18 protein-coding genes are annotated in these 22,895 nt (G+C 70.0%); 13 read left to right on the top strand and 5 right to left on the bottom strand.

Translation table 11 applies throughout. From position 1 onward, the window contains the following. The first annotated feature begins 44 nt into the window (after positions 1 to 44). From VFR90_RS09215 to VFR90_RS09200, 4 genes are read left to right on the top strand one after another with little or no spacing between them, the layout of a single operon-like run. Positions 45 to 1,442 (top strand): hypothetical protein, encoded by a 1,398-nt coding sequence (locus VFR90_RS09215; RefSeq protein WP_326405823.1) that lies wholly within the window; start codon positions 45 to 47, stop codon positions 1,440 to 1,442. 5 nt (positions 1,443 to 1,447) lie between these two features. Next, complete coding sequence (gene epsG / locus VFR90_RS09210) at positions 1,448 to 2,338, top strand: chain length determinant protein tyrosine kinase EpsG (RefSeq protein ID WP_326405822.1); 891 nt, start codon at positions 1,448 to 1,450, stop codon at positions 2,336 to 2,338. 54 nt (positions 2,339 to 2,392) lie between these two features. Beyond that, positions 2,393 to 3,940, top strand: coding sequence for an O-antigen ligase family protein (locus tag VFR90_RS09205; RefSeq protein ID WP_326405821.1), 1,548 nt, complete (start codon positions 2,393 to 2,395; stop codon positions 3,938 to 3,940). Positions 3,941 to 3,992: 52 nt separating this feature from the next. Beyond that, positions 3,993 to 5,240 carry a glycosyltransferase gene (locus VFR90_RS09200; RefSeq protein ID WP_326405820.1) on the top strand — a complete coding sequence of 416 codons (1,248 nt, stop codon included), beginning with the start codon at positions 3,993 to 3,995 and terminating at the stop codon, positions 5,238 to 5,240. On the opposite strand, the gene VFR90_RS09195 is transcribed toward VFR90_RS09200, so the two are convergent. The 4 genes from VFR90_RS09195 to VFR90_RS09180 form a co-directional block, all read right to left on the bottom strand. Next, the gene (locus VFR90_RS09195; RefSeq protein WP_326405819.1) at positions 5,203 to 6,132 is read right to left on the bottom strand and encodes a transglutaminase-like domain-containing protein; all 930 of its coding nucleotides are present in this window, start codon (positions 6,130 to 6,132) and stop codon (positions 5,203 to 5,205) included. The two genes, VFR90_RS09200 and VFR90_RS09195, sit on opposite strands and share 38 nt — an antisense overlap. 137 nt (positions 6,133 to 6,269) lie before the next feature. Then, a complete protein-coding gene (folC, locus tag VFR90_RS09190) occupies positions 6,270 to 7,658 on the bottom strand; it encodes a bifunctional tetrahydrofolate synthase/dihydrofolate synthase (RefSeq protein ID WP_326405818.1) in 1,389 nt (462 codons plus the stop codon). Between the two features lie 17 nt (positions 7,659 to 7,675). Next, positions 7,676 to 9,364 (bottom strand): formate--tetrahydrofolate ligase, encoded by a 1,689-nt coding sequence (locus VFR90_RS09185; protein WP_326405817.1) that lies wholly within the window; start codon positions 9,362 to 9,364, stop codon positions 7,676 to 7,678. Between the two features lie 30 nt (positions 9,365 to 9,394). Then, on the bottom strand, positions 9,395 to 10,657 hold the full coding sequence (locus tag VFR90_RS09180) for a glycerate kinase type-2 family protein (RefSeq protein WP_326405816.1): 1,263 nt from the start codon (positions 10,655 to 10,657) through the stop codon (positions 9,395 to 9,397). Between the two features lie 174 nt (positions 10,658 to 10,831). On the opposite strand from VFR90_RS09180, the gene glyA reads away from it, so the two are divergent. The 9 genes from glyA (at position 10,832) to VFR90_RS09135 (ending at position 21,877) form a co-directional block, all read left to right on the top strand. Beyond that, positions 10,832 to 12,094, top strand: a complete 1,263-nt coding sequence (glyA, locus tag VFR90_RS09175; RefSeq protein WP_326405815.1) for a serine hydroxymethyltransferase — start codon at positions 10,832 to 10,834, stop codon at positions 12,092 to 12,094. Positions 12,095 to 12,140: 46 nt separating this feature from the next. Further along, the gene (locus VFR90_RS09170) at positions 12,141 to 13,343 is read left to right on the top strand and encodes an aminotransferase class V-fold PLP-dependent enzyme (protein WP_326405814.1); all 1,203 of its coding nucleotides are present in this window, start codon (positions 12,141 to 12,143) and stop codon (positions 13,341 to 13,343) included. Between the two features lie 2 nt (positions 13,344 to 13,345). Next, the gene (locus VFR90_RS09165) at positions 13,346 to 14,299 is read left to right on the top strand and encodes a D-2-hydroxyacid dehydrogenase (protein ID WP_326405813.1); all 954 of its coding nucleotides are present in this window, start codon (positions 13,346 to 13,348) and stop codon (positions 14,297 to 14,299) included. Positions 14,300 to 14,362: 63 nt separating this feature from the next. Continuing rightward, positions 14,363 to 15,229: an NADP-dependent methylenetetrahydromethanopterin/methylenetetrahydrofolate dehydrogenase gene (locus tag VFR90_RS09160; protein ID WP_326405812.1), complete on the top strand. Its 867-nt coding sequence runs from the start codon at positions 14,363 to 14,365 to the stop codon at positions 15,227 to 15,229. Between the two features lie 11 nt (positions 15,230 to 15,240). Next, positions 15,241 to 15,867 carry a methenyltetrahydrofolate cyclohydrolase gene (gene fchA, locus VFR90_RS09155; protein WP_326405811.1) on the top strand — a complete coding sequence of 209 codons (627 nt, stop codon included), beginning with the start codon at positions 15,241 to 15,243 and terminating at the stop codon, positions 15,865 to 15,867. A 36-nt stretch (positions 15,868 to 15,903) separates the two neighbouring features. Continuing rightward, positions 15,904 to 17,073, top strand: coding sequence for a malate--CoA ligase subunit beta (locus VFR90_RS09150; protein WP_326405810.1), 1,170 nt, complete (start codon positions 15,904 to 15,906; stop codon positions 17,071 to 17,073). 69 nt (positions 17,074 to 17,142) lie between these two features. Beyond that, a complete protein-coding gene (gene sucD, locus VFR90_RS09145) occupies positions 17,143 to 18,033 on the top strand; it encodes a succinate--CoA ligase subunit alpha (protein WP_326405809.1) in 891 nt (296 codons plus the stop codon). A 34-nt stretch (positions 18,034 to 18,067) separates the two neighbouring features. Continuing rightward, entirely contained in the window at positions 18,068 to 20,863 is a 2,796-nt protein-coding gene (locus VFR90_RS09140; RefSeq protein ID WP_326405808.1) for a phosphoenolpyruvate carboxylase, read from the top strand. Positions 20,864 to 20,893: 30 nt separating this feature from the next. After that, complete coding sequence (locus tag VFR90_RS09135; RefSeq protein WP_326405807.1) at positions 20,894 to 21,877, top strand: HpcH/HpaI aldolase/citrate lyase family protein; 984 nt, start codon at positions 20,894 to 20,896, stop codon at positions 21,875 to 21,877. A gap of 13 nt (positions 21,878 to 21,890) precedes the next feature. On the opposite strand, the gene VFR90_RS09130 is transcribed toward VFR90_RS09135, so the two are convergent. Then, a complete protein-coding gene (locus VFR90_RS09130; protein ID WP_326405806.1) occupies positions 21,891 to 22,892 on the bottom strand; it encodes a LysR family transcriptional regulator in 1,002 nt (333 codons plus the stop codon). Between the last annotated feature and the right edge of the window lie 3 nt (positions 22,893 to 22,895).

The following is a 22,895-nucleotide window of genomic DNA, read 5'->3' as shown; positions in this document are numbered from 1 at the left end:
CGCCGTCACCCATCCAACCCCACCACCTTCGCGAGTCACACACCATGTCCCTTTGGCAATACGCAAGGATCGTCTGGGCGCGGCGCTGGATGTTCCTGATGCTGTTCGCGGCGATCTCGATCGCCGGCATCGCGTTCACGCTGCTGCAGCCCAAGCGCTACGTGGCCGAGGTGTCGATGCTGGTGGACTTCAAGCCGGATCCGATCCTCGGCGCGGTCGCGCCGGGCCTCGTGCAGCCGGGCTTCATGGCCACGCAGTCCGAGATGCTGGTCAGCGAGAACGTCGCGGTGCGCGCGGTGAAGCGGCTGGGCCTCGACAAGAAGGAAGAGATCGTCAAGCAGTGGGAAGAAGCCACCCAGCGCAAGACGCCGATCGACCACTACCTCGCCGCCCAGCTGGTCAAGGGTGTGACGGTCGAGCCCTCGCGCGGCAGCAACTTCATCAACCTGACCTACACCGCCCAGGACCCGAAGATGGCCGCCGCCGCGGCCAACGCGATCGCGCAGGCCTACCTCGACGTCTCGGTCGATCTGCGCGTGCAGCCGGCCAAGCAGTACGCCGCGTGGTTCGAGGAGCAGTCCAAGGTGCTGCGTGCCGATCTCGAGTCCGCGCAGAAGCGCCTCTCCGACTACCAGCAGGAAAAGGGCATCACCGACGACAAGCTTGACCAGGAGACCGCCCGGCTGAACGTGCTCGTCACCCAGCTCGCCACCGCACAGGCCGGCGTCGGCATGCCCGGCCTCAGCGGCGAGATGTCGGTGGATCCGCAGTCGGCGGCCTCGGTGCAGAGCCTCAAGATGCAGCTGTCGGCCACGCAGGCCAAGCTCAGCGAGATCAGCAACATCGTCGGCACCAGCCATCCGCAGCGCATCTCGCTCGAGGCGCAGGTCGCCGACCTGCGGCGCCAGGTCAACGCCGAGATCAGCCGCGTCTCCGGCGGCGCGGCGGTCATGCGCGGCCAGAACCAGCGCCGCATCACCGAGCTGCAGGGGCTCGTCGATGCGCAGAAGGCGCGCGTGCTCAGCATGAAGGGCGCACGCGACGACATGTCGGTGCTCGTCAAGGACGTCGAGAACGCGCAGCGCGCCTACGAAGGTGCGCGCACGCGGCTCAGCCAGCTGAGCCTGGAAAGCCAGACCAACCAGGCCAACGTGCAGATCATGAGCCCGGCGGTCGAGCCGGCGACCGCCTCGCTGAAGCAGCTGTTCAAGGGCATCGGCGTCGCGATCCTGGCCGGTCTTGCGGTGGGCCTGGGCGCGGTCGTCGGCCTGGAGCTGAAGGATCGCCGCGTGCGCAGCCCCGACGATCTCCTCGGCCTCGAAGGCGTGCCGGTGCTGGGCGTTCTGCGCCCGGCCGGCTCGAAGGCGCCGGTGTTCCGCAGCCTCAGCGGCGGCGGTCCGCCGGCCGGCCGCCGGGCCCTCCCCGCGATAGGAGTTTCCTGATGCGAATGAGCGTCGCCACCCTGCCGACCCTGCCGCGTGCGAACCGCACGATCGGGGCGATCCTGATGGACGCCGGTCTGCTTTCGGCCGACGACGCCGAGCAGATCGTGCGGATGCAGCGCCAGAACAACCTGCGCTTCGGCGAGGCCGCGGTCAAGCTCGGCCTGCTCACCGAGGCCGACATCCAGCACGCGCTGGCGCGCCAGTTCGATTACGCCTACCTGCGCCTGTCCGACCACAAGCCGGTCAGCGAGGAAGTCGTCGCCGCCTACCAGCCGTTTTCCGCCCAGGTCGAACAGCTGCGCGCGGTGCGCAGCCAGCTGATCCTGCGCTGGTTCGACAAGACCGAAGACCGTCAGGTGCTCGCGGTCGTTGGCCCGGGCCGCGGCGAAGGCCGCAGCTACTTCGCGGCCAATCTCGCGGTGCTGTTCGCGCAGCTCGGCGAGCGCACGCTGCTGATCGACGCCGACATGCGCAACCCGCGCCAGCATGAGTTGTTCATGCTGCAGAACAAGGTCGGCCTGTCGACACTGCTCGCGCAGCGCTCGCGCGAGGAGGCAATCGTGCGCATCCCTGACCTCGTCGGTCTGTCGGTGCTGCCGGCCGGTCCGGTGCCGCCGAACCCGCTCGAGCTGATCAACCGGCCTGCGTTCTCGGAGCTGCTGCATCACGTGCGCGCGTCCTATGACGTGATCATCCTCGACACGCCCAGCATCGCCGTCGGCGAGGAGGCCGCGATGATCGCGATGCGCGCCGGCGCCGCGGTGGCCATCGCGCGCACCGTGCAGACGCGCGTCAGTGGCTTCAACGACCTCGTGCTCGGCCTGACGCAGGCCGGCGTCGCCGTGGTCGGCTCGGTGCTCAACGACATCCCGGCCGGTGCCGCAAGGCGCTGACGCCGGACGCCGCGTGCGGCGGCCCTGACGTCGACAATCGGCCGAAGTCCCCCGATGGTGACCAATCTCAAGGCGCTGGTCGTCGTCCTCGTGCTTGCGGGGATGACCTTCCACCTCGCGAAGCCGCTCGCGTTGCGCTTCATGACCGAGGAGCTGTTCAAACAGCGGCGCAACCTCTGGCTGCTGCTCACCGTGGCTGCCTTCGCGAGCCCCAGCTTCTGGATCTACGCACCGATTGCCGCGATCCTCGTCGTCAAGGCTGCGCGGCACGAGCCGAACCCGGTGGCGTTGTTCGTGCTCGCGGCCACCGCGGTGCCGCCGGTGATGCTCGCGATCCCGACCATCGGCATCGGCGCGCTGTTCGACTTGAGCCATCAGCGCCTGCTGGCCCTGGTGCTGCTGCTGCCCGTGGCCTTGCAGCTCTGGAACAAGCCGCGGCCCGGCGAGCACGCCGGCGCGCTGCGTGCGATCGACATCGGTGTCGCCGGCTATCTGCTGGTGCAGATGGTCGTGCTGCTGCCCCACGACTCGGTCACCAACATCCTGCGCCGCGGCCTGCACTTCGTGCTCGACTACGGCCTCGTCTACTACGTTCTGAGCCGTGCCGTCACGACCCGTGCGGCACTGTTCGAGACGATGGCCTGCATGGTGCTCTCGTGCGCGGTGCTCGTGCTGCCCTCGCTGTTCGAGACGATGCGCTCCTGGCTGCTGTACCAGGGCCTGGGCGAGCTCTGGGGCAAGCCCGATCCCTTCGCCTGGCTGTTCCGCGGCGATTCGCTGCGTGCGCAGACCTCGCTCGGCCACTCGATCACCTTCGGTTTCCACATGGCCATCGCCTTCGGCATGACGCTCGCGCTGGCCCGCGCGATCGGCTCGTCGAAGACCGCCTGGGTCGTCGGTGCGTGGATGTGGCTCGGCCTGATCGCCGCGTTCTCGCGCGCGCCCTGGCTCGCCGCCGGCATGGCGGCGGTCGTGTGCGCGGCGCTCGCGCCAGGCGGCGCGGCCAACGTCAAGCGGCTGCTGATGCTCGCGATGGTCGGCGGCGGGCTTCTGATGGCCTCGCCCTGGGGGGACGACATCATGGACGTGATGCCCTTCATCGGCACCGTCGACAGCACCAACGTCGTCTACCGCCAGCAGCTCGCCGCGACGTCCTGGAACCTCATCCTGAAGAACCCGATCCTCGGCGACCCGCTGGTGCTGCGCGACATGGAGAGCCTGCGCCAGGGCCAGGGGATCATCGACCTGGTCAACGCGTATGCGTCGGTCGCGCTGTTCAACGGACTGGTCGGCCTGACGTTGTTCGTGATGCCGCTGGTCGTCGCGAGCTTCACCGCCTGGCGCATCTCGCAAGCCAAGCGCGACGCCGAGCTGTCCGACACGCTGCTCGGCGCCGCGCTGGTCGCCTCGATGATGGCGACGCTGCTGCACATCGCCACCGCCGGCTACGACTGGCTGCTGTGGGCCCTGCTCGGGCTCACCACCGCCTACATCGCCCTGGACCGCCGCGAGGTCACGCCGATCACGCCGCTGAGCCGGCGCGCGCCGCTGCCGGCGCGCGCCGTGATGCAAACCCAGGGCCGCGCGCGCCGTGCTCACTGAGGTGGCCGCTCCCGCCGGCCATCGTGCCGAAGCGGCCGTCGGCTCCGCGCCGATGGATTACGTGCTGGCCGTCCAGGCGCCGGCCTACCCGCTCGCCGGCGGGCGCTGCGCCACCGAAAGCGCATTCGCCGAACACCTGCGCCAGCTGCGCCTGCGCATCGGCCCGCGCTTCGCACGGCTGGTGCTGATCGCGCCGTCGCTGACCGACGACGAGTACGCGCGCCTCAAGCCCGGCCTCGGCGAGCTCAGCGAGGCCGACGACGGCGTGCAGTTCGTGCCCGCCTATCCCACCTCGGTGTCGCGCCCCGGCTTCTGGCTGCACCACCTGCGGCCGGTGTGGAAGCGCTCGCGCGACGCGGTGCGCACCGCGTCGATCGTGCATTCGGGCATGTCCACCCAGCTGGGCCATCCGCTGATGGCGATGGTCAACCTGGCCGGCTGGCTCGCGAAGAAGCCTGTCGTCTTCATGGTCGACATCGACTTCCGCCGCCATGCCGAGCGCTACCGGCGCCTGGGCAGCTGGAGCCTGAAGAGCTACCTCGTCAACCGCTACCTGTACGACCCGCTGAAGTGGCTGCAGTGCTGGCTGGCGCCGCGCATGTTCACGCTCGTGTGCCTGAAGAGCGCGTCGATGGTGAAGGACTTCGGCCAGGGCCGGCCCAACGTGCGCAACTTCTACGACACCGTGCATGCCGAGCACCACGTGCTGAACGCCGACGAGCTGGCCGCGAAGGAGGCCGCGGCGCGCGATGCGAGCCGGCCGCTCGTCGTCGGCTATTTCGGCCGGCTCGCGCCGAACAAGGGCATGGACCGCGCCGTCGAGGCGGTTCGCCTCGCGCGTGCCCGCGGCGCCGACGTGCGGCTGCGCCTGATCGGCGCCGGCGACTGCCTCGAAGCCCTGCAGCACCAGGTGCGCGACGCCGGTCTCGGCGACGCGGTGTCGTTCGAGCCGCCGGTCGCCTACGGCGCGCCGCTCTTCGAGCGCCTGGCCGACGTGCACCTGTCGGTCGCCGCGCCGCTGATCGAGGACACGCCGCGCGCCGCCTTTGATTCGATGGCCCGCGGCATCCCGATCGTCGCCTTCGACATCACCTATTTCGACGACCTCGCGCGCGCGAGCGGCGCGGTGCGCGTCACGCCCTGGCCCGAGGCCGGCGGCCTGGCCGAGGCCTTCGTCGAACTCGCGGGCGACCGCGCCAAGCTCGCCGGCATGACCAGCGCGGCCGTGGCCTTCGCGCGCGACAACACCCAGGACATCTGGCTCAAGCGCCGGACGCAGTGGCTGATGGAATTGCTGTGAGCGGCGCGCCGTCGCGGTGCGCGGCGGCGGCGCGGGCGTCGACCCGTTCGATGCGCGGCTCCATCGAGAGGAGCTTCGCCGGGCCATAGAAGGTCGCGAAGGCCACGTCCTTCGCGTCGCGGCCGGTGGCGATGCGCACAAGGTCCTCGACCGGCGACATCCGCGTCGGATCGAAGGCCACCCAGCGTCCGCCGAGCCAGGCTTCAAAGATTGCGTGGAAGTCCGGCGGCGGTGCCTCGAAGGGCGCGTGGCCGACGACCAGCCGCGCCGGGATGTTCAGCGCGCGGCACATCGCGATGCCCAGGTGCGCGAAGTCGCGGCAGACGCCGGCACGGCGCACGAAGACGTCGCCGGCGGTGGTCGTCGTGTCGGTGCTTCCGGGGGCGTACTCGATGCTGTCGTGGATCCAGTCGGCGATCGCCTGCACCCGCGCATGGCCGGGCGCGTGGCCGCCGAAGAGCTTCTGCGCGGCCGAAGCCAGCTTGTCGGACTCGCAGTAGCGCGTCGGCAGCAGCAGCGGCAGCAGCGCGTCGGGAAGCTCGGCGATCGGCGTTTCGCGCCCCCGCTTCAACGCGGGGGGCGGCGTGCGGCGCACCAGCGCGCGGTAGCTGAGCGTGAACTCGCCGCGCTCGACCGAAAGCCGCGTGAAGCGGTGGCCACGGGCGTGGTCCTCGAACACGCGGTGCTCGAGCGCCGGCCGAAAGCTCAGGCACTCCTGCGTCACCAGCTGCTCCGAGGTGTCCTGCGCATGCACGAGGAAGATGAACTCGGTCGGCGCGGCGACTTCGTAGCGCAACTCGCAGTCGATCCGGTAGGTGCGGCGTTCGAGCGTGCGGCCGCTGGCGTCGAAGGCATGGACCTTGGGGCGGACGAGATCGATCAGGCCGGGCATGGACGACTCCTTGGCGGGGGCGATGCCATCGGTCCGCAAGGGTCCCGGGCATCGTCGTCGATTGCAGCGCCGCGCCGCCGAACGGGCCATCGGCTCGGGCCGGCCGCGCCTGTAGGACGCCGCCGCGGTCCCGCGCCTCAGCGATCGAGCCCGAGTTCGCGCAAGCCCGCGGCCACCGCAAGGAAGGAGCCGAAAACGACGATGCGATCGTCGCGGCCTGCCTTCGCGAGCGCGCGCCGCAGCGCTTCGGGCACCGAGCCGGCGAGCTGCACGACGCCCTGCACGCCGGCGCGGTCGAGCGCCGACGCCAGCTCGGCCGCGGTGCTGCCGCGGCGGTCGTCGATCCCGGCGACGAACCAGCTGTCGAAGCTCGCGGTCAGCGCGCGTGCGCTGTCTTCGATGTCCTTGTCGCGCAGCATCGAGAACACCGCGAACGTGCGGCCGTGCGCCGAGCCCAGCGGCTCGCGCGCGAGCGTGTCGGCCAGCCGCGTGGCGGCATGCGCGTTGTGCGCGACGTCGAGCACGATCTCGGGGCTGGCCGCGTCGCGCCGCCAGCGCTGGAAGCGGCCGGCCAGGCGGGCGTGTGCCAGGCCGGTGCGGATCGCCTCGGGCGCGAGCGGCAGGCGATCGGCCAGCGCGTCGAGCGCCATCACGCAGGCCGCGGCGTTGTGCCACTGCACTTCGCCGGCCAGCGCCGGCGGCGGCAGCTCGATCGGCCGGTGGCCGGGGCGCGCGATCCAGTGCCGTCGCGCATCGCCCGGGCCTTCGCTGCGCACGCGGTAGTCGCGCCCGCTCTGGATGAGCCGCGCGCCGATGCGCTCGGCTTCCTCGGCGATCGTCGCCGGCGGCTCGGGATCCGCGCTCACCACCGGCCGGCCGGCGCGCATCACGCCGGCCTTCTCGCGGCCGATGCTCTCGCGCGTGGGGCCGAGGTACTCGACATGGTCGATGCCGATGCTGGTGATCACCGCGCAATCGGCGTCGAAGGCGTTGACCGCGTCGAGCCGTCCGCCGAGGCCGACCTCCAGCACGATCGCGTCAAGCCCCGCCTCGCACAGCACGCTCATCGCCGCGAGGGTGCCGAACTCGAAGGGGGTGAGCGGCACGTCGCCGCGCCCGGCCTCGACTTGCGCGAAGCCGGCGCACAGCAGCGCGTCGGGCACCGGCACGCCGTCGATGCGCACGCGCTCGTGGTAGCGCAACAGGTGCGGCGAGGTGTAGACGCCGACGCGCAAGCCGCCCGCCTGCAGGATCGAGCCCAGCATCGCGCAGGTCGAGCCCTTGCCGTTGGTGCCGGCCACGGTGATCACCGGCACGGTGGGCGCGAGGCCGAGCGCGTTCTTCACCGCCACGACGCGCTCCAGGCCCATGTCGATCGTCTGGCGGTGCAGGCCGTCGGCCCACGCCAGCCAGGCCGAGAGATCGTCCTTCGCGCTCGGGCGGCGCGGCCGGCCGCGCGGCGCGGCATTGGCGGTCGTCGCGACGAGCACCGGCGGCGGCAGGTCGCCGAGGCGGGGGGCGAGCATGGCGCGAAGCGGCGTGGTCAGAAAAGCCCGACGACCTTGCCGTGCTCGTCGAGGTCGATCTTCTCGGCCGAGGGCAGCTTGGGCAGGCCGGGCATCGTCATGACGTCGCCGCAGATCATCACGATGAACTCGGCGCCCGCGGCGAGCCGCACCTCGCGGATGTTGATCGTGTGCCCGCTCGGCGCGCCCTTGGCGTTCGCGTCGGTCGAGAACGAGTACTGCGTCTTCGCGACGCACACCGGGTAATGGCCGTAGCCGGCTTCCTGCAGCTTCTTGATCTGCTCCTTGACCTTGCCGTCGGCGCTGACGCCGGCCGCGCCGTAGATCCTGGTCGCGATCGCGGAGATCTTGTCCATGAGCGGGGCGTCGTCGGGGTAGACGAACTGGAAGCCCGCGGTCTTCTGCGGCTTCCTGCCCTCGACGATGTCGACCACCGCGCGCGCCACGTCCTCGGCGCCCTTGCCGCCCTCGGCCCAGTGGCGCGCGACGATCACCGGCACCTCGTGCTTGGCCATCCTGTCCTGCAGCAGCTTCAGCTCGGCCGGCGTGTCGAAGGTGAAGTTGTTGATCGAGACGACGCAGGGCAGACCGTAGTGCTCGCGCACGTTGCGCACGTGGCGTTCGAGGTTCTCGATGCCGGCCTCGAGCGCGGCCAGGTTCTCGGTATTGAGCGACTTCACGTCGACGCCGCCGTGGAACTTGAGCGCGCGGATCGTCGCGACGATCACCACCGCGTCGGGCTTCAGGCCCGACTTGCGGCACTTGATGTCGATGAACTTCTCGGCGCCGAGGTCCGCGCCGAAACCCGCCTCGGTGACGACGTAGTCGGCCAGCTTCAGGCTCGCCTGCGTCGCGATCACCGAGTTGCAGCCGTGCGCGATGTTCGCGAACGGGCCGCCGTGCAGGATCGCCGGGTTGTTTTCCAGCGTCTGCACGAGGTTGGGCTTCATCGCGTCCTTGAGCAGCACGGTCATCGCGCCGTGCGCCTTGAGCTCGCGCGCGGTCACGGGCTTTTGCGCCTTGGTGTAGCCGATGACGATGTTGCCGAGCCGCTCCTTCAGATCGGCGACCGAGGTCGCGAGGCAGAAGATCGCCATCACCTCGGAGGCGACGACGATGTCGAAGCCGTCCTCGCGCGGGTAGCCGTTGGCCGGGCCGCCGAGCGAGACCGTCACGTCGCGCAGCGCGCGGTCGTTCATGTCGAGCACGCGCTTCCAGGTGATGCGGCGCACGTCGATGTCGAGCTCGTTGCCGTGGTGGATGTGGTTGTCGATCATCGCGGCCAGCAGGTTGTTGGCGAGCTGGATCGCGTTGAAGTCGCCGGTGAAGTGGAGGTTGAGGTCCTCCATCGGCACGACCTGCGCGTAGCCGCCGCCCGCCGCGCCGCCCTTGACGCCGAACACCGGCCCGAGCGAGGGCTCGCGCAGGCAGACCATCGTCTTCTTGCCGATGCGGTTGAGCGCATCGCCCAGGCCCACGGTCGTCGTCGTCTTGCCTTCGCCGGCCGGCGTCGGGCTGATCGCGGTCACGAGGATCAGCTTGCCGTTCGGGCGGTCCTTGATCGATTCGAGGTAGTCGAGCGAGATCTTGGCCTTGTAGTGGCCATAGGGCTCGAGGTGCTCGTCGGCGATGTCGAGTTTCTGGGCAGCCACCTGCGTGATGCGCTGGAGGGTGGCGGCTTGCGCGATGTCGATGTCGGAGGCCATGGCGTTGTCTCGCTTCTCGAATGGTTGGTGTCAGGTGATCAGGATGGCGCGGAAGTCGTTGACGTTCGTCAGCGTCGGGCCGGTCACCACCAGGTCGCCCAGCGCGCTGAAGAAGCTGTAGCCGTCGTTGTTGGCGAGGTAGCTCGGCGCGTGCAGGTCTTTCTTGCGCCCGCGCTCGAGCGTGCTGGGCGTCAGCAGCGCGCCCGCGTTGTCCTCGGTGCCGTCGATGCCGTCGGTGTCGCAGGCGATCGCGTGCATGCGCGGATCGCCGTCCAGCGCGACCGCGAGCGCGAGCAGGAACTCGGCGTTGCGCCCGCCGCGGCCCTTGCCGCGCACCGTCACGGTCGCCTCGCCGCCCGAGAGCAGCACGCAGGGCATGTCGATCGGCTGGCCGTGCTGCACCACCTGGCGCGCGATGCCGGCGTGCATCAAGGCCATCTCGCGCGCCTCGCCCTCGATCGCGTTGCCCAGGATCAGCGGCGTGACGCCGGCCTTGCGCGCGACCGCCGCGGCCGCCTCCAGCGACATCTGCGGCGTCGCGACCATCACCTGCCGCGCGCGGGCCAGCCGGGGGTCGCCGGGTTTCGGGCTTTCGTCGTGGCCGCGGCGGATGTGCTCGATCGCGGCTTTCGGCTCGGTGATTGCATATTTGGCGAGGATCGCGAGCGCGTCCTCGCAGGTCGTCGCGTCGGGCACCGTCGGGCCGGAGGCGATCACCGACGGGTCGTCGCCGGGCACGTCGGAGATGGTGAGCGTCAGCACCTGGGCCGGCGCGCAGGCCGCGGCGAGCCGGCCGCCCTTGATCGCCGACAGGTGCTTGCGCACGCAGTTCATCTCGGTGATGTTGGCGCCGCTCTTGAGCAGCGCGCGGTTGACCTGCTGCTTGTCCTCGAGCGTCAGGCCCTCGGCCGGCAGGGCCAGCAGTGAGGAGCCGCCGCCGGAGATCAGGCAGATCACGAGGTCGTCGGCCGTGAGTCCTTGCACTCGCTGCAGCATCCGCGCGGCGGCGGCCCGGCCGGCGGCATCGGGCACAGGGTGGGCGGCCTCGACCACCTCGATCCTCGCGGTCGGCACCGCGTGGCCGTAACGGGTGACGACCATCCCATCGAGCTCGCCGGGCCAAAGTGCCTCCAGCGCCTGGGCCATCGAGGCCGCTGCCTTGCCCGCGCCGATCACCAGCGTGCGCCCTTTCGGCGCCGGCGGTAGGTGCGCCGCGAGGCAGCGCGCGGGCGCCGCCGCTGCGACGGCTGCGTCGAACATGCTGCGCAGCAGGGTGGTGGCGGCGTCGGCCATCGGGGCGCTTTCCGGGGATGCGGTCGCGGCATGTTAGGCAGGACGAGGTCGCCGGCTCATTGGTCTTGCTTAGGCCCCGGCCCAAAAAGACTCATACATAGGCCATCGTCACGCGGCCAGACTTTCGGCACATCGAGTGCAGCTTCGAAGCACTCGCACCAGCCGGAGCCCGCCGTGTTCGACGCCTACCTCAGCCTTGCCGACGCCGACCCCGAACTCGCCGCCGCGATGCAGCAGGAGCTGCACCGCCAGGAGGAGCACGTCGAGCTGATCGCCTCCGAGAACTACGTCAGCCCGAACGTGATGCGGGTCCAGGGCTCGGTGCTGACCAACAAGTACGCCGAGGGCTACCCGGCCAAGCGCTACTACGGCGGCTGCGAGCACGTCGACGTCGCGGAGCAACTTGCCATCGACCGTGCCAAGGCGCTGTTCCGCGCGGACTACGCGAACGTGCAGCCGCACTCCGGCTCGCAGGCGAACGCGGCGGTCTACATGGCGATGCTGCAGCCGGGCGACACGATCCTGGGCATGTCGCTGGCGCACGGCGGCCACCTGACCCACGGCGCCACGGTCAACTTCAGCGGCAAGCTCTACAAGTCGGTGAGCTACGGGCTCGAGCCCGAGACCGAGACGATCGACTACGCGCAGGTCGCCGAGCTCGCCGAGCAGCACAAGCCCAAGATGATCGTCGCGGGCGCCTCGGCCTATTCGCGGGTGATCGACTGGCAGCGCTTTCGCGACATCGCCGACCGCGTCGGCGCCTACCTGCTGGTGGACATGGCGCACTACGCGGGGCTGGTCGCCGCCGGCGAGTACCCGAGCCCGGTCGGCATCGCCCACTTCGTCACCAGCACCACGCACAAGACGCTGCGCGGCCCGCGCGGCGGCCTGATCCTGTCGAGCGCCGAGTTCGAGAAGCCGCTGAACTCGATGATCTTCCCCGGCATCCAGGGCGGCCCGCTGATGCACGTGATCGCCGCGAAGGCGATGGCCTTCAAGGAAGCGATGTCGCCCGAGTTCAAGGCCTACCAGCAGCAGGTCAAGGCCAACGCCCGCGCGATGGCCGAGACCCTGACCGGGCGCGGCCTGCGCATCGTCTCGGGCGGCACCGACAGCCACGTCTTCCTGCTCGACCTGCGCGCCAAGAAGATCACCGGCAAGGCCGCCGAAGCCGTGCTCGGCCGCGCGCACATGACCGTCAACAAGAACGCGATCCCGAACGACCCCGAGAAGCCCTTCGTGACGAGCGGCATCCGCATCGGCGCGCCGGCGATGACGACGCGCGGCTTCGGCACCGCCGAGGCGAAGCAGATCGCGAACCTGATGGCCGACGTGCTGGAGGCGCCCGACGACGACGCGGTGATCACGCGCGTCGCCGGCGAGATCAGCGCGCTGACGCGCCGCTTCCCGGTCTACGGGCCGACGCAGAAGCTCTGAGCCGCTTCCTTTTCCCTTTCACCGCACACCTTCAGGAGACACCACCATGGCTGGTCGCAATGGCCTCTTCGTTCCCGGTCCCACCAACGTGCCCGACCGCGTGCTGCGCGCGATGGTCGTGTCGATGGAAGACCACCGCTCGCCGAAATTTCCGGCGCTGGCGCTCGAATGCCTGGCCGGCCTGAAGAAGGTCTTCAAGACGCAGACCGGCACGCCGTTCATCTTCCCGTCCTCGGGCACCGGCTGCTGGGAAGCCGCGCTGACCAACTGCCTGAGCCCGGGCGACAAGGTGCTGATCGCGCGCTTCGGCCAGTTCTCGCACCTGTGGGTCGACATGTGCACGCGGCTCGGCTTCGAGGTCGAGGTCCTCGAATGCGAATGGGGCGAGGGCGCGCCGCTCGACCGCTACCAGCACGCGCTCGAAGCCGACACCGGCCGCACGATCAAGGCGGTGCTCGCGACGCACAACGAGACGGCCACCGGCGTCACCTCCGACGTCGCCGGCATCCGCCGCGCGATGGACACGGTCGGCCACCCGGCCATGCTGTTCGTCGATGCCGTCAGCGCGCTCGGCTCGATCGACTTCCGCATGGACGAGTGGAAGGTCGACGTCTGCGTGGCTGGCTCGCAGAAGGGCCTGATGCTGCCGGCCGGCCTCGGCATCACCTGCGTCTCCGAGAAGGCGCTCGAAGCGCGCCGCACCACGGCCAAGCAGCCGCGCTGCTACTTCGACTACCTCGACCAGCTCAACCAGAACAAGAACGGCTACTTCCCCTACACGCCGGCGCTTTCGCTGCTGTACGGCCTGAAGGAGGCGCTGAAGGCGATCGAGGAGGAAGGCCTGGAGAACATCTTCAAGCGCCACACCTACCTGGCCGGCGGCGTGCGCGCAGCGGTGCACGAAGGCTGGGGCCTGAAGGTCTGCGCGAAGAAGCCCGAGTGGTACTCGGACACCGTCTCGGCGGTCGTCGTGCCCGAGGGCTTCGACGGCGCGAAGGTGATCGACCGCGCCTTCCGCCGCTACAACCTGTCGCTGGGCGCCGGCCTGAGCAAGGTGGCCGGCAAGGTGTTCCGCATCGGCCACGTCGGCGACATGAACGAGCTGATGCTGCTGTCGGCGATCGGCGGCGCCGAGCTCGCGATGCTCGACAACGGCATCAAGATCGAGCCCGGCTCGGGCGTCGGCGCCGCGCAGAAGTTCTGGCGCGCGCACGAGGCCGAGGCCAGCGGCACCACCGGGGGGATGTGAGCATGGCTGCCCACCGCGTCGTCTTCCTCGACCGCGCTTCGCTGAAGGCGAAGGTGCGCAAGCCCGCGCAGGCCGAGAGCTACGTCGAGCACGAGAAGACCTCGGTCGACGAGCTCGTCGCCAAACTCAAGGGCGCGACCGTCGCGATCACCAACAAGGTGCCGCTGCGGGGCGAAGTGCTCGGGCAGCTGCCCGAGCTGAAGATGATCGCGGTGGCCGCCACCGGCTACGACGTGATCGACGTGCCCTACTGTAAGGAGCACGGCATCGCGGTCGCGAACATCCGCAACTACGCGGTGCACACGGTGCCGGAGCACGCCTTCGCGCTGATCCTCAACCTGCGCCGCAGCATCCTGGCCTACCGCGAGGACGTGGAGGCCGGCGTCTGGCAGAAGAGCGACCAGTTCTGCTTCTTCACGCACCCGATCGGCGACCTGTTCGGCTCGACGCTCGGGATCGTCGGCGAGGGCGCGATCGGCCAGGGCACCGCGGCGATCGCGCGCGGCTTCGGCATGAAGGTGCTGTTCGCCGACCACGAGCCGCCGAAGATGCCCGGCGTCGAGTTCACGCCGCTCGAGCAGGTGCTGGCCGAGAGCGACGTGATCTCGCTGCATTGCCCGTTGACGCCGAGCACGAAGAACCTCATCGGCTACGAGCAGATGAAGGCGATGAAGCGCAGCGCCTTGCTGATCAATACCTCGCGCGGCGGGCTGGTCGACGAGGCCGCGCTGATCCGCGCGCTCGACGAAGGCCTGATCGCCGGTGCCGGCTTCGACGTGATCACCACCGAGCCGCCGAAGAACGGCCATCCGCTGCTCGACGTGCGCCGGCCCAACTTCATCCTCACGCCGCACGTCGCGTGGGCGAGCGACGGCGCGATGCAGTTCCTCGCCGACCAGCTCATCGACAACATCGACCGCTGGGCCGAAGGCAAGCCACAGCACCTTGTGACTTGAGCCCGACCCCGCAGGACCGCTTGCTAAGGTGCGGGCTTTCAGCCTCCACCTGAGACCTACTCCATGAAAAAGCTGCTCTACCAGTTCGACACCGACCCGCTCGCTTCCGTGTTCGACAACGTCGTCGCGCACGACGGCGGTGCCGACGTGGTGGTGCCTTACGGCGGCATCACGCCGGCCAACGTCGGCGGCCTCGTCGACGGCGCAATCTTCACGCGCGCGCCGAAGGACAAGAAGCTGACCGCGATCTTCGTCGGCGGCTCCGACATGGCCGCGGGCGAAGCGCTGCTGAAGGCGGTGAAGAAGAAGTTCTTCGCCAACTTCCGCGTCTCGGTGATGCTGGACAGCAATGGGTCCAACACCACCGCCGCAGCGGGCGTGGCCTGGCTGCACCACGCGGCCAAGGGCCGGCTCGCCGGCAAGCGCGCGGTGATCCTCGCCGGCACTGGCCCGGTCGGCCAGCGCGCCGCGGTGATGCTGGCGCGCGAAGGCGTGCAGGTGGCGATCACCGGCCGCAGCAAGGAGAAGGCGCAGGCGACGGCCAAGGCGGTCGCCGAGCGCTTCAAGGTCGAGGTCGAGGCGATCGAGGCGGCCGACAACGCGGCGCGCGTGAAGGCGATCCAGGGTGCGCAGATCGTGTTCGCGACCGGCGCGGCCGGCGTGCAGCTGCTCGACGAGGCCGCGTGGCGCGAGCACAAGACGCTGGAACTGCTCGCCGACGCCAACGCGACGCCCGCGCTCGGCATCGAGGGCATCGACATGATGGACAAGATGAAGGAGCGCCACGGCAAGCTCGTCTTCGGCGCGCTGGGCTTCGGCGCCCTGAAGATCGCGCTGCACCGCGCCTGCATCGGCAAGCTGTTCGAGCAGCAGGACCTCTCGCTCGATTGCGACGAGATCTACGCCATCGCGAAGACGATGGTCGGCTGAAGGAGCGCACGATGATCGAAGACTGGAGCACCGCGCGGTTCCTCGACGAGCTGGCCAGCGGCAACGCGACGCCCGGCGGCGGCAGCGCCGCGGCGGTGATGGGCTCGATGGGCGCCGCGCTCGTCTCGATGGTCGCGAACCTCACCATCGGCAAGAAGGGCTACGAGGCCGTCGAGCCGCAGATGAAGCAGTTGCTGGCCGAGTCGGAAGCCTTGCGCAAGCGGCTCGCCGGCATGGTGGCCGAGGACATCGCCGCCTTCGATTCGCTGATGGCGGGCTACAAGATGCCGAAGGCGACCGACGACGAGAAGGCCGTGCGCAGCGCCGCGATCCAGCGCGGCCTGAAGGCCGCGACCGAAGCGCCGCTCGCCTGCGCGCGCGCCTGCGCCGAAGGCGTGCGGCTCGCAGCGCGCGCGGTCGAGCACGGCAACCTCAACGTGATCAGCGACGTCGGCGTGGGCGTGCTCGCCGCGTGGGCGGCGCTGCGCAGCGCGGCGCTCAACGTGCACATCAACGCGCCGCAGATCAAGGACCGCGCGTGGACCGACGCCGCGCTCGCCGAGCTGAAGGCGCTGCTCGACGAATGCGGGCCGCTGTCCGAACGGATCCACGAGCAGGTCAAGGCCAAGCTGGGCTAGCGCCGCCTCGCTCATCGCACACAAGGAGACCAACCGATGGACATTCACGAGTACCAGGCCAAGGAATTGCTCGCCGGCTTCGGCGTGCCGGTGCCGCGCGGCAGCGTCGCCTACAGCGCCGACCAGGCGGTGTATGCCGCCACCGAGCTCGGCGGCTGGCACTGGGCCGTGAAGGCGCAGATCCATTCGGGCGGCCGCGGCAAGGCCGGCGGCGTGAAGCTGTGCCGCACCTACCAGGAAGTGGCGAGCGCGGCGAAGGCCATGCTCGGCGCGACGCTGGTGACCAACCAGACCGGCCCGCAGGGCAAGGTGGTCAACCGCCTCTACGTCGAGGTGGCCGAGCCCTTCGAGCGCGAGATCTACCTCGGCTTCGTGCTCGACCGCAAGATCGAGCGCATCCGCGTGATCGCCTCGGCCGAAGGCGGCATGGAGATCGAGGAGATCGCGCACACCAAGCCGGAATCGATCCTGCAGATCGAGGTCGAGCCGGCGGTGGGCATGCAGCCCTTCCAGGCGCGCGAGATCGCCTTTGGCCTCGGCCTGAACATCAAGCAGGTGAGCCAGGCGGTGACCGCGATCATGGGTTGCTACCGCGCCTTCCGCGACCTCGACGCGACGATGGTCGAGATCAACCCGCTGGTCGTCACCAAGGACCAGCGCGTGCTTGCCCTCGACGCGAAGATGAGCTTCGACGACAACGCGCTGTTCCGCCGCCGCCAGATCGCCGAGATGCGCGACGTGCAGGAAGAAGACCCGCGCGAGGCGCAGGCCGGCCAGCACGGGCTGAACTACGTCGGCCTCGACGGCGACATCGGCTGCATCATCAACGGCGCCGGCCTCGCGATGGCGACGATGGACCTGATCAAGTACGCGGGCGGCGAGCCGGCGAACTTCCTCGATGTTGGCGGCGGCGCCTCGCCGGAGCGCGTGCAGAACGCCTTCAACCTGGTGCTCTCGGACCGCAACGTGAAGGCGATCCTGGTGAACATCTTCGCCGGCATCAACCGCTGCGACTGGGTCGCGCAAGGCGTGGTGCAGGCCGCCAAGGGCCTGCGCGTGCCGCTGGTCGTGCGGCTCGCAGGCACCAACGTCGAAGAGGGCCAGAAGATCGTTCGCGAAAGCGGCCTGCCGATCATCACCGCCGACTCGCTCGCCGAGGCCGCGCAGAAGGCCGTGGCCGCCGCGCGCGAACACGCGCCCGCTTGACGCCGACACCCTCACCCAGCCCTGTCCCGCCGAGCGGGACAGGGAACCAAGCAACGAGGAGCAGCACGCATGAGCATCCTGATCGACGAGAAGACCAAAGTCATCGTCCAAGGCTTCACCGGCGACAAGGCCACCTTCCACGCCAAGGAAATGATCGCCTACGGCACCAACGTCGTCGGCGGCGTGACGCCGGGCAAGGGCGGCCAGAAGCACCTCGACCGCCCGGTGTTCAACACCGTGAAGGACGCCGTCGAGAAGACCGGCGCCGAGGCGAGCCTGCTGTTCGTGCCGCCGCCGTTCGCGGCCGACGCGCTGATGGAAGCCGCCGACGCGGGCCTGAAGCTCGTGTGCGTCATCACCGACGGCATCCCGGCGCAGGACATGATGCGCGTCAAGCGCTACCTGCGCCGCTACGCGAAGGACGAGCGCACGACGATCGTCGGCCCCAACTGCGCCGGGATCATCAGCGCCGGCAAGGCGATGCTCGGGATCATGCCGGGCAACATCTACATGCGCGGCAACGTCGGCATCGTCTCGCGCTCCGGCACGCTGGGCTATGAAGCGGCGGCGCAGATGAAGGCGCTGGGCATCGGCGTCACCACCAGCGTGGGCATCGGCGGCGACCCGATCAACGGCAGTTCCTTCCTCGATCACCTCGAGCGTTTCGAGAGCGACCCCGAGACCAAGGCCGTGATCATGATCGGCGAGATCGGCGGCCCGCAGGAGGCGGAAGCCGCGGCCTGGGTGAAGGCCAACATGAGCAAGCCGGTCGTCGGCTACGTGGCCGGCCTCACCGCGCCGAAGGGCCGGCGCATGGGCCATGCGGGCGCGATCATCTCGGCGGCCGGCGACACCGCCGGCGAGAAGGCCGAGATCATGCGCGGCTACGGGCTGCTGGTCTCGCCGAGCGCGGCCGAGCTGGGTGCCACCGTCGGGCAGGCGCTTGCGCGCGTGCACTGACGCTGCATCGGCGACGGCGAACACGAGGCGAGCCATGGGCGTGCCGCTCGCACTGAACGCGCTGCCGCGCCCCGATCTCGCGGACCCGGACGAATCGGCCGCGCAGGCCGAGGCGGCCGATGCGCTCGGCCGCTCCGAGCTCTTGCGCGAGGCGCTGCTCGGCGTGATCGAGCGCCACGAGCCCGATGTCGCGCGCCTGATGCGCGGCGAAGCTGCGCAAGCGCCGATGAGCACGCGGCTGCTCGCCCGCACGATCCAGGCGCAGGCGATCTGGTTCCAGCTGCTCGCGATCGCCGAGCAGAACCGCGACATGCGCCGGCGGCGCGAGCTCGAACGCACCCGCGGTCACGAGCAGGTGCGCGGCAGCTTCGCGCACGTGTTCCACGCGGCCGCGCTCGCGGGGCTCGGCGCGCAGCAGGTGCGCGAGGCGCTGTGCGGCCTGCGCATCCGCCCGGTGATCACCGCTCATCCGACCGAGGCGAAGCGCGTCACGGTGCTCGAACGGCATCGGCGCATTTACCTGAAGCTGTTCGACCTGGAGTCGCCGCGCTGGACCGACCGCGAGCGCGAGGACCTGATGCGCGCGGTCGCCGACGAGATCGAGCTGCTCTGGCTCACCGGCGAGCTGAAGCTGGAGAAGCCTTCGGTCGATCAGGAAGTGGCCTGGGGCCTGTACTTCTTCGACGAGAACCTGTTCGACGTGGTGCCGCAGCTCTACGGCCGCATCGAAGCCGCGTTCGCGAAGCAGTTTCCCGGCGAGGCGATCGAGCTGCCCGTGGTGTTCGGCTTCGGCTCGTGGATCGGCGGCGACCGCGACGGCAACCCCTTCGTCACCAGCGAGGTCACCAGGAACACGCTGTGGCAGATGCGCCTGGCCAGCCTGCGCCGCTACCGCACGCGGCTCGCGGACCTGGCGCGCAACCTGAGCATCAGCGAGCGGCAGGTCGAGCTGCCGGAGGGCTTCCGCGCGCTCGTGAAGGCCGCGCTTGCGCGCCGTGCCGACGGCGAACGCATCGCGCAGCGCAACCCCGGCGAGCTGTTCCGGCAGTTCATCGCCTGCATGCTCGCGAAGCTCGACGCGACGATCGCCTACAGCGCCCATCAGGGCGCGCCCATCGATGCCGTCGAACGCCAGACCACCGCGGCGGACGGCTACGCGCATGCCGATGCGCTGATCGACGAGATCGAGGCGATGCATCGCGCGCTGCACGACGCCGGCGCGGCCACGCTCGCCCAGAGCTTCATCGCGCCGCTGCTGCGCGAGGTGCGGACCTTCCGCTTCGCGACGGTGCGGCTCGACATCCGCGAGAACACGATCCGCATCAACGCGACGCTGGGCGAGCTCTACGGCCAGTGGCGCAACGGCGACCGTGCGCCCGCCGCCGACAGCGCCGCGTGGAAGGACTGGCTGCTCGCCGAGCTGAGCCGCCCGCTCGGCGGCGAAGCGCGCGCCGTCGACGCGGCCACGCTGTCGGCCGAGGCGCGCGAGACGATCGCGACCTTCCGCACCGTCGCCGAGCTGCGCGATCGCTGCGATCGCGAAGCCTTCGGCACCCTCATCCTTTCGATGACCCACAGCGCGGCGGACGTGCTGGGTGTCTACCTGCTCGCGAAGCACGCGGGGCTCTTCAACGACGCCAACGCGACCGAGCGCTGCACGCTGCCGGTGGTGCCGCTGCTGGAGACCATCCCGGACCTGCGGCGCGCGCCGGCGATCCTCAAGGAGCTGCTCGCGGTGCCGCTGGTGCAGCGCAGCCTCAGGGCGCACGGCAACGTGCAGGAAGTGATGATCGGCTACTCCGATTCCAACAAGGACGGCGGCTACTTCACCGCGAACTGGGAGCTGAGCAAGGCGCAGGCGACGATGACGCGGCTCGGCGAAGAGCTCGGCGTGAAGATCGCGTTCTTCCACGGCCGCGGCGGCTCGGTCAGCCGCGGCGGCGCGCCGACCGGGCGCGCGATCGCCGCGCAGCCGCCGGGGTCGATCCGCGGCGGCTACCGCTGCACCGAGCAGGGCGAGGTCGTCTCGTACAAGTACGCGAACCGCGGCACCGCGCACCATCAGGTCGAGCTGCTCGCGTCGTCGGTGCTGCAGCACGTGCTGCTCGCCGAGCGCGAGGCCGCGCTGGTGCCCAAGCACGAGTTCGACGAGGCGATGGAGGCGATCTCCGGCGTCAGCTGGACGGCCTACCGCAAGCTGATGGAGCGGCCGGAGCTGCTCGCCTACCTGCAGGGATCGAGCCCGCTCGAGGAACTCGCGCTGCTCAACATCGGCTCGCGCCCTGCGCGCCGCACGCAGGCGCGCACGCTGGCCGACCTGCGCGCGATCCCCTGGGTGTTCGCCTGGACGCAGAACCGCCACATGCTGACCGGCTGGTACGGCCTGGGCTCGGGGCTCGCGGCCTTCGTCGAGGTGCGCAAGGAGCGCGGCCTGGAACTGCTGCAACGCATGTTCCGCGAGGCGCGGCTGTTCCGCACCGTGATCGACGAGGTGGAGAAGACGCTGCTGACGGTGGACCTCGACATCGCGCGCGAATTCGCCGGGCTGATCGACGACGCCAGCCTGCGCGAGCCCATCTTCGCGGCGATCGAGGCGGAGTACCGGCTCACCTGCGAGATGGTGCTGAAGGTCAGCGGCGCGAGCGAGCTGGCCGAGCGCTTCCCGCAACACCGGCGCCGCCTGCTGCGCCGGTTGCAGACGATGAACCAGGTCAGCCGCGAGCAGGTGCAGCTGCTGCGCGCGGTGCGCGAAGGGGGCGACGAGGACGTGCGCACCGCCTTCCTGATGTCGATCCACTGCGCCGCCGCCGGCCTCGGCGCGACCGGCTAGCCAAGCTTCACGAACCCAAAGGACCCGCTCATGAGCTTCACCCTCGTCGAACAAGCCACCCCGCGCCTGCACCGAAGCGAGCTCGCCGTGCCGGGCACGCAGATCGCGATGTTCGAGAAGGCGGCGGCGTCGGCCGCCGACATCGTCTTTCTCGATCTCGAAGACGCCGTCGCGCCCGACGACAAGGCGCAGGCACGCAAGAACATCGTGCAGGGCCTCAACGAGGTCGACTGGGGCACGAAGACGATGATGATCCGCATCAACGGCCTCGACACCCACTACATGTACCGCGACGTGGTGGACATCGTCGAGGCCTGCCCGCGGCTCGACATGATCCTGATCCCGAAGGCCGGCGTCGCTGCCGACGTGTACGCGGTCGACATGCTCGTCACGCAGATCGAGAACGCCAAGGGCCGCACGAAGCGCATCGGCTTCGAGGTGCTGATCGAGACGGCGCTCGGCATGGCCAACGTCGAGGCGATCGCGCAATCGAGCAAGCGGCTGGAGGCGATGAGCTTCGGCGTCGCCGACTACGCGGCCTCGACGCGCGCGCGCACCACCGTGATCGGCGGCGTGCACAAGGACAGCGTCGTGCTGAGCGACAAGGACGAGCAGGGCAACCGCCAGACCTTCTGGACCGACCCCTGGCACGCCGCGCAGACGCGGATGATGGTCGCCTGCCGCGCCTACGGCCTGCGCCCGGTCGACGGCCCCTTCGGCGACTTCGGCGACCCCGACGGCTACAAGGCCGCGGCCAACCGCGCAGCAGTGCTCGGCTACGAAGGCAAGTGGGCGATCCACCCCTCGCAGATCGCGCTGGCGAACGAGGTGTTCACGCCGAGCGCGGCCGAGGTGACGAAGGCACGCCGCATCCTCGATGCGATGGCGCAGGCGGCGAAGGAAGGCAAGGGCGCCGTCTCGCTCGACGGCCGTCTGATCGACATCGCCAGCATCCGCATGGCCGAGGCGCTGATCGCGAAGGCGGAGGCGATCGGCGGGGCCGGGGAGCGCTGATCGAAGGCGCGGCTCAGGCCGCGCTGCGCACGCTCTTCTTGCGCTCCGTCGGTTCGGCCGTGCCGGCCTTGGCCTGCATCTGCTCGAGCCGCCAGTGGATCCACGCCTGCCCGTGCACGCGTAGGAACTGCTCGAAGGCCGCGGCCACCGCGGGCTGCGTCTTCGACGCGATGTGCATCACGTACCAGTCGCGCTCGACCGGATGCTCGGCCATCGGCAGCAGGCCGAGCCGGCCGGTCTCGAGTTCGAGCACGCAGGCGTGCAGCGACAGGAAGGCGATGCCGAAGCCGGCCGCGCACATCTGCTTGATCGCCTCGTTGCTCGACATCTCGGTGCCGATCGCGAGCGCCACGCCGGCGTCCTTGAAGAGCTGCTCGACCGTCGTGCGCGTGCCGGAGCCGCGTTCGCGGACCAGCAGGTTCGCGTCGGCGAGCGCATCCAGCCCGAGCCGGCGCCCGCTCATCAACGGGTGCGTGGGCGCCGCGACGAAGGCCATCGGATGCTTCGCGAACGCGGCCGAAACCGTCTTCAGCTCGGCGGGCGGACGGCCCATGATCGCGAGGTCGATCTCCTGGCCGGCGAGCAGGCCGACGATCTCGGCGCGGTTGCCGACCGAGAGCTTCACCTTGACCTGCGGGTGCTCGCGGACGAATTCGAGCAGCAGCGGTGGCAGCAGGTACTCGGCGGTGGTGACCGCGCCGATGCGCAGCAGGCCGGCGATGTCGCCGCAGTGCAGCGCCATCGCCTCGCCGGCTTCGCGCCACAGCCCGAGGATGCGCGCCGCATAGCCGGCCAGCAGCTCGCCGGCTTCGGTGAGCTTGACGCCGCGGGCGCTGCGCTTGAGCAGCGGCGTGCCGGCCGCGTCTTCGAGGATGCCGAGCTGGATCGACACCGCCGGCTGCGTCAGGTGCATTTCCTCGGCAGCCTTCGACACGCTGCCCAGCCGAGCGACCGCGTGGAAGGCGGAGAGCTGGCGGAAGGTCGCGTTCTTCAGCGGGTTGGCGGGCGGCGGCATGGC

This window comes from Methylibium sp., assembly GCF_035762065.1.
Lineage (GTDB): Bacteria > Pseudomonadota > Gammaproteobacteria > Burkholderiales > Burkholderiaceae_C > Methylibium.
Note: the sequence above shows the minus strand (reverse complement) of the source record. Positions and strands in the feature narration are given on the sequence as shown.

Coding starts and splice junctions, on each gene's coding strand:
- VFR90_RS09215 (WP_326405823.1), top strand. CDS start 45: ATGTCCCTTTGGCAATACGCAAGGATCGTCTGGGCGCGGCGCTGGATG.
- epsG (WP_326405822.1), top strand. CDS start 1,448: ATGAGCGTCGCCACCCTGCCGACCCTGCCGCGTGCGAACCGCACGATC.
- VFR90_RS09205 (WP_326405821.1), top strand. CDS start 2,393: ATGGTGACCAATCTCAAGGCGCTGGTCGTCGTCCTCGTGCTTGCGGGG.
- VFR90_RS09200 (WP_326405820.1), top strand. CDS start 3,993: ATGGATTACGTGCTGGCCGTCCAGGCGCCGGCCTACCCGCTCGCCGGC.
- VFR90_RS09195 (WP_326405819.1), bottom strand. CDS start 6,132: ATGCCCGGCCTGATCGATCTCGTCCGCCCCAAGGTCCATGCCTTCGAC.
- folC (WP_326405818.1), bottom strand. CDS start 7,658: ATGCTCGCCCCCCGCCTCGGCGACCTGCCGCCGCCGGTGCTCGTCGCG.
- VFR90_RS09185 (WP_326405817.1), bottom strand. CDS start 9,364: ATGGCCTCCGACATCGACATCGCGCAAGCCGCCACCCTCCAGCGCATC.
- VFR90_RS09180 (WP_326405816.1), bottom strand. CDS start 10,657: ATGGCCGACGCCGCCACCACCCTGCTGCGCAGCATGTTCGACGCAGCC.
- VFR90_RS09170 (WP_326405814.1), top strand. CDS start 12,141: ATGGCTGGTCGCAATGGCCTCTTCGTTCCCGGTCCCACCAACGTGCCC.
- VFR90_RS09165 (WP_326405813.1), top strand. CDS start 13,346: ATGGCTGCCCACCGCGTCGTCTTCCTCGACCGCGCTTCGCTGAAGGCG.
- VFR90_RS09160 (WP_326405812.1), top strand. CDS start 14,363: ATGAAAAAGCTGCTCTACCAGTTCGACACCGACCCGCTCGCTTCCGTG.
- fchA (WP_326405811.1), top strand. CDS start 15,241: ATGATCGAAGACTGGAGCACCGCGCGGTTCCTCGACGAGCTGGCCAGC.
- VFR90_RS09150 (WP_326405810.1), top strand. CDS start 15,904: ATGGACATTCACGAGTACCAGGCCAAGGAATTGCTCGCCGGCTTCGGC.
- sucD (WP_326405809.1), top strand. CDS start 17,143: ATGAGCATCCTGATCGACGAGAAGACCAAAGTCATCGTCCAAGGCTTC.
- VFR90_RS09140 (WP_326405808.1), top strand. CDS start 18,068: ATGGGCGTGCCGCTCGCACTGAACGCGCTGCCGCGCCCCGATCTCGCG.
- VFR90_RS09135 (WP_326405807.1), top strand. CDS start 20,894: ATGAGCTTCACCCTCGTCGAACAAGCCACCCCGCGCCTGCACCGAAGC.
- VFR90_RS09130 (WP_326405806.1), bottom strand. CDS start 22,892: ATGCCGCCGCCCGCCAACCCGCTGAAGAACGCGACCTTCCGCCAGCTC.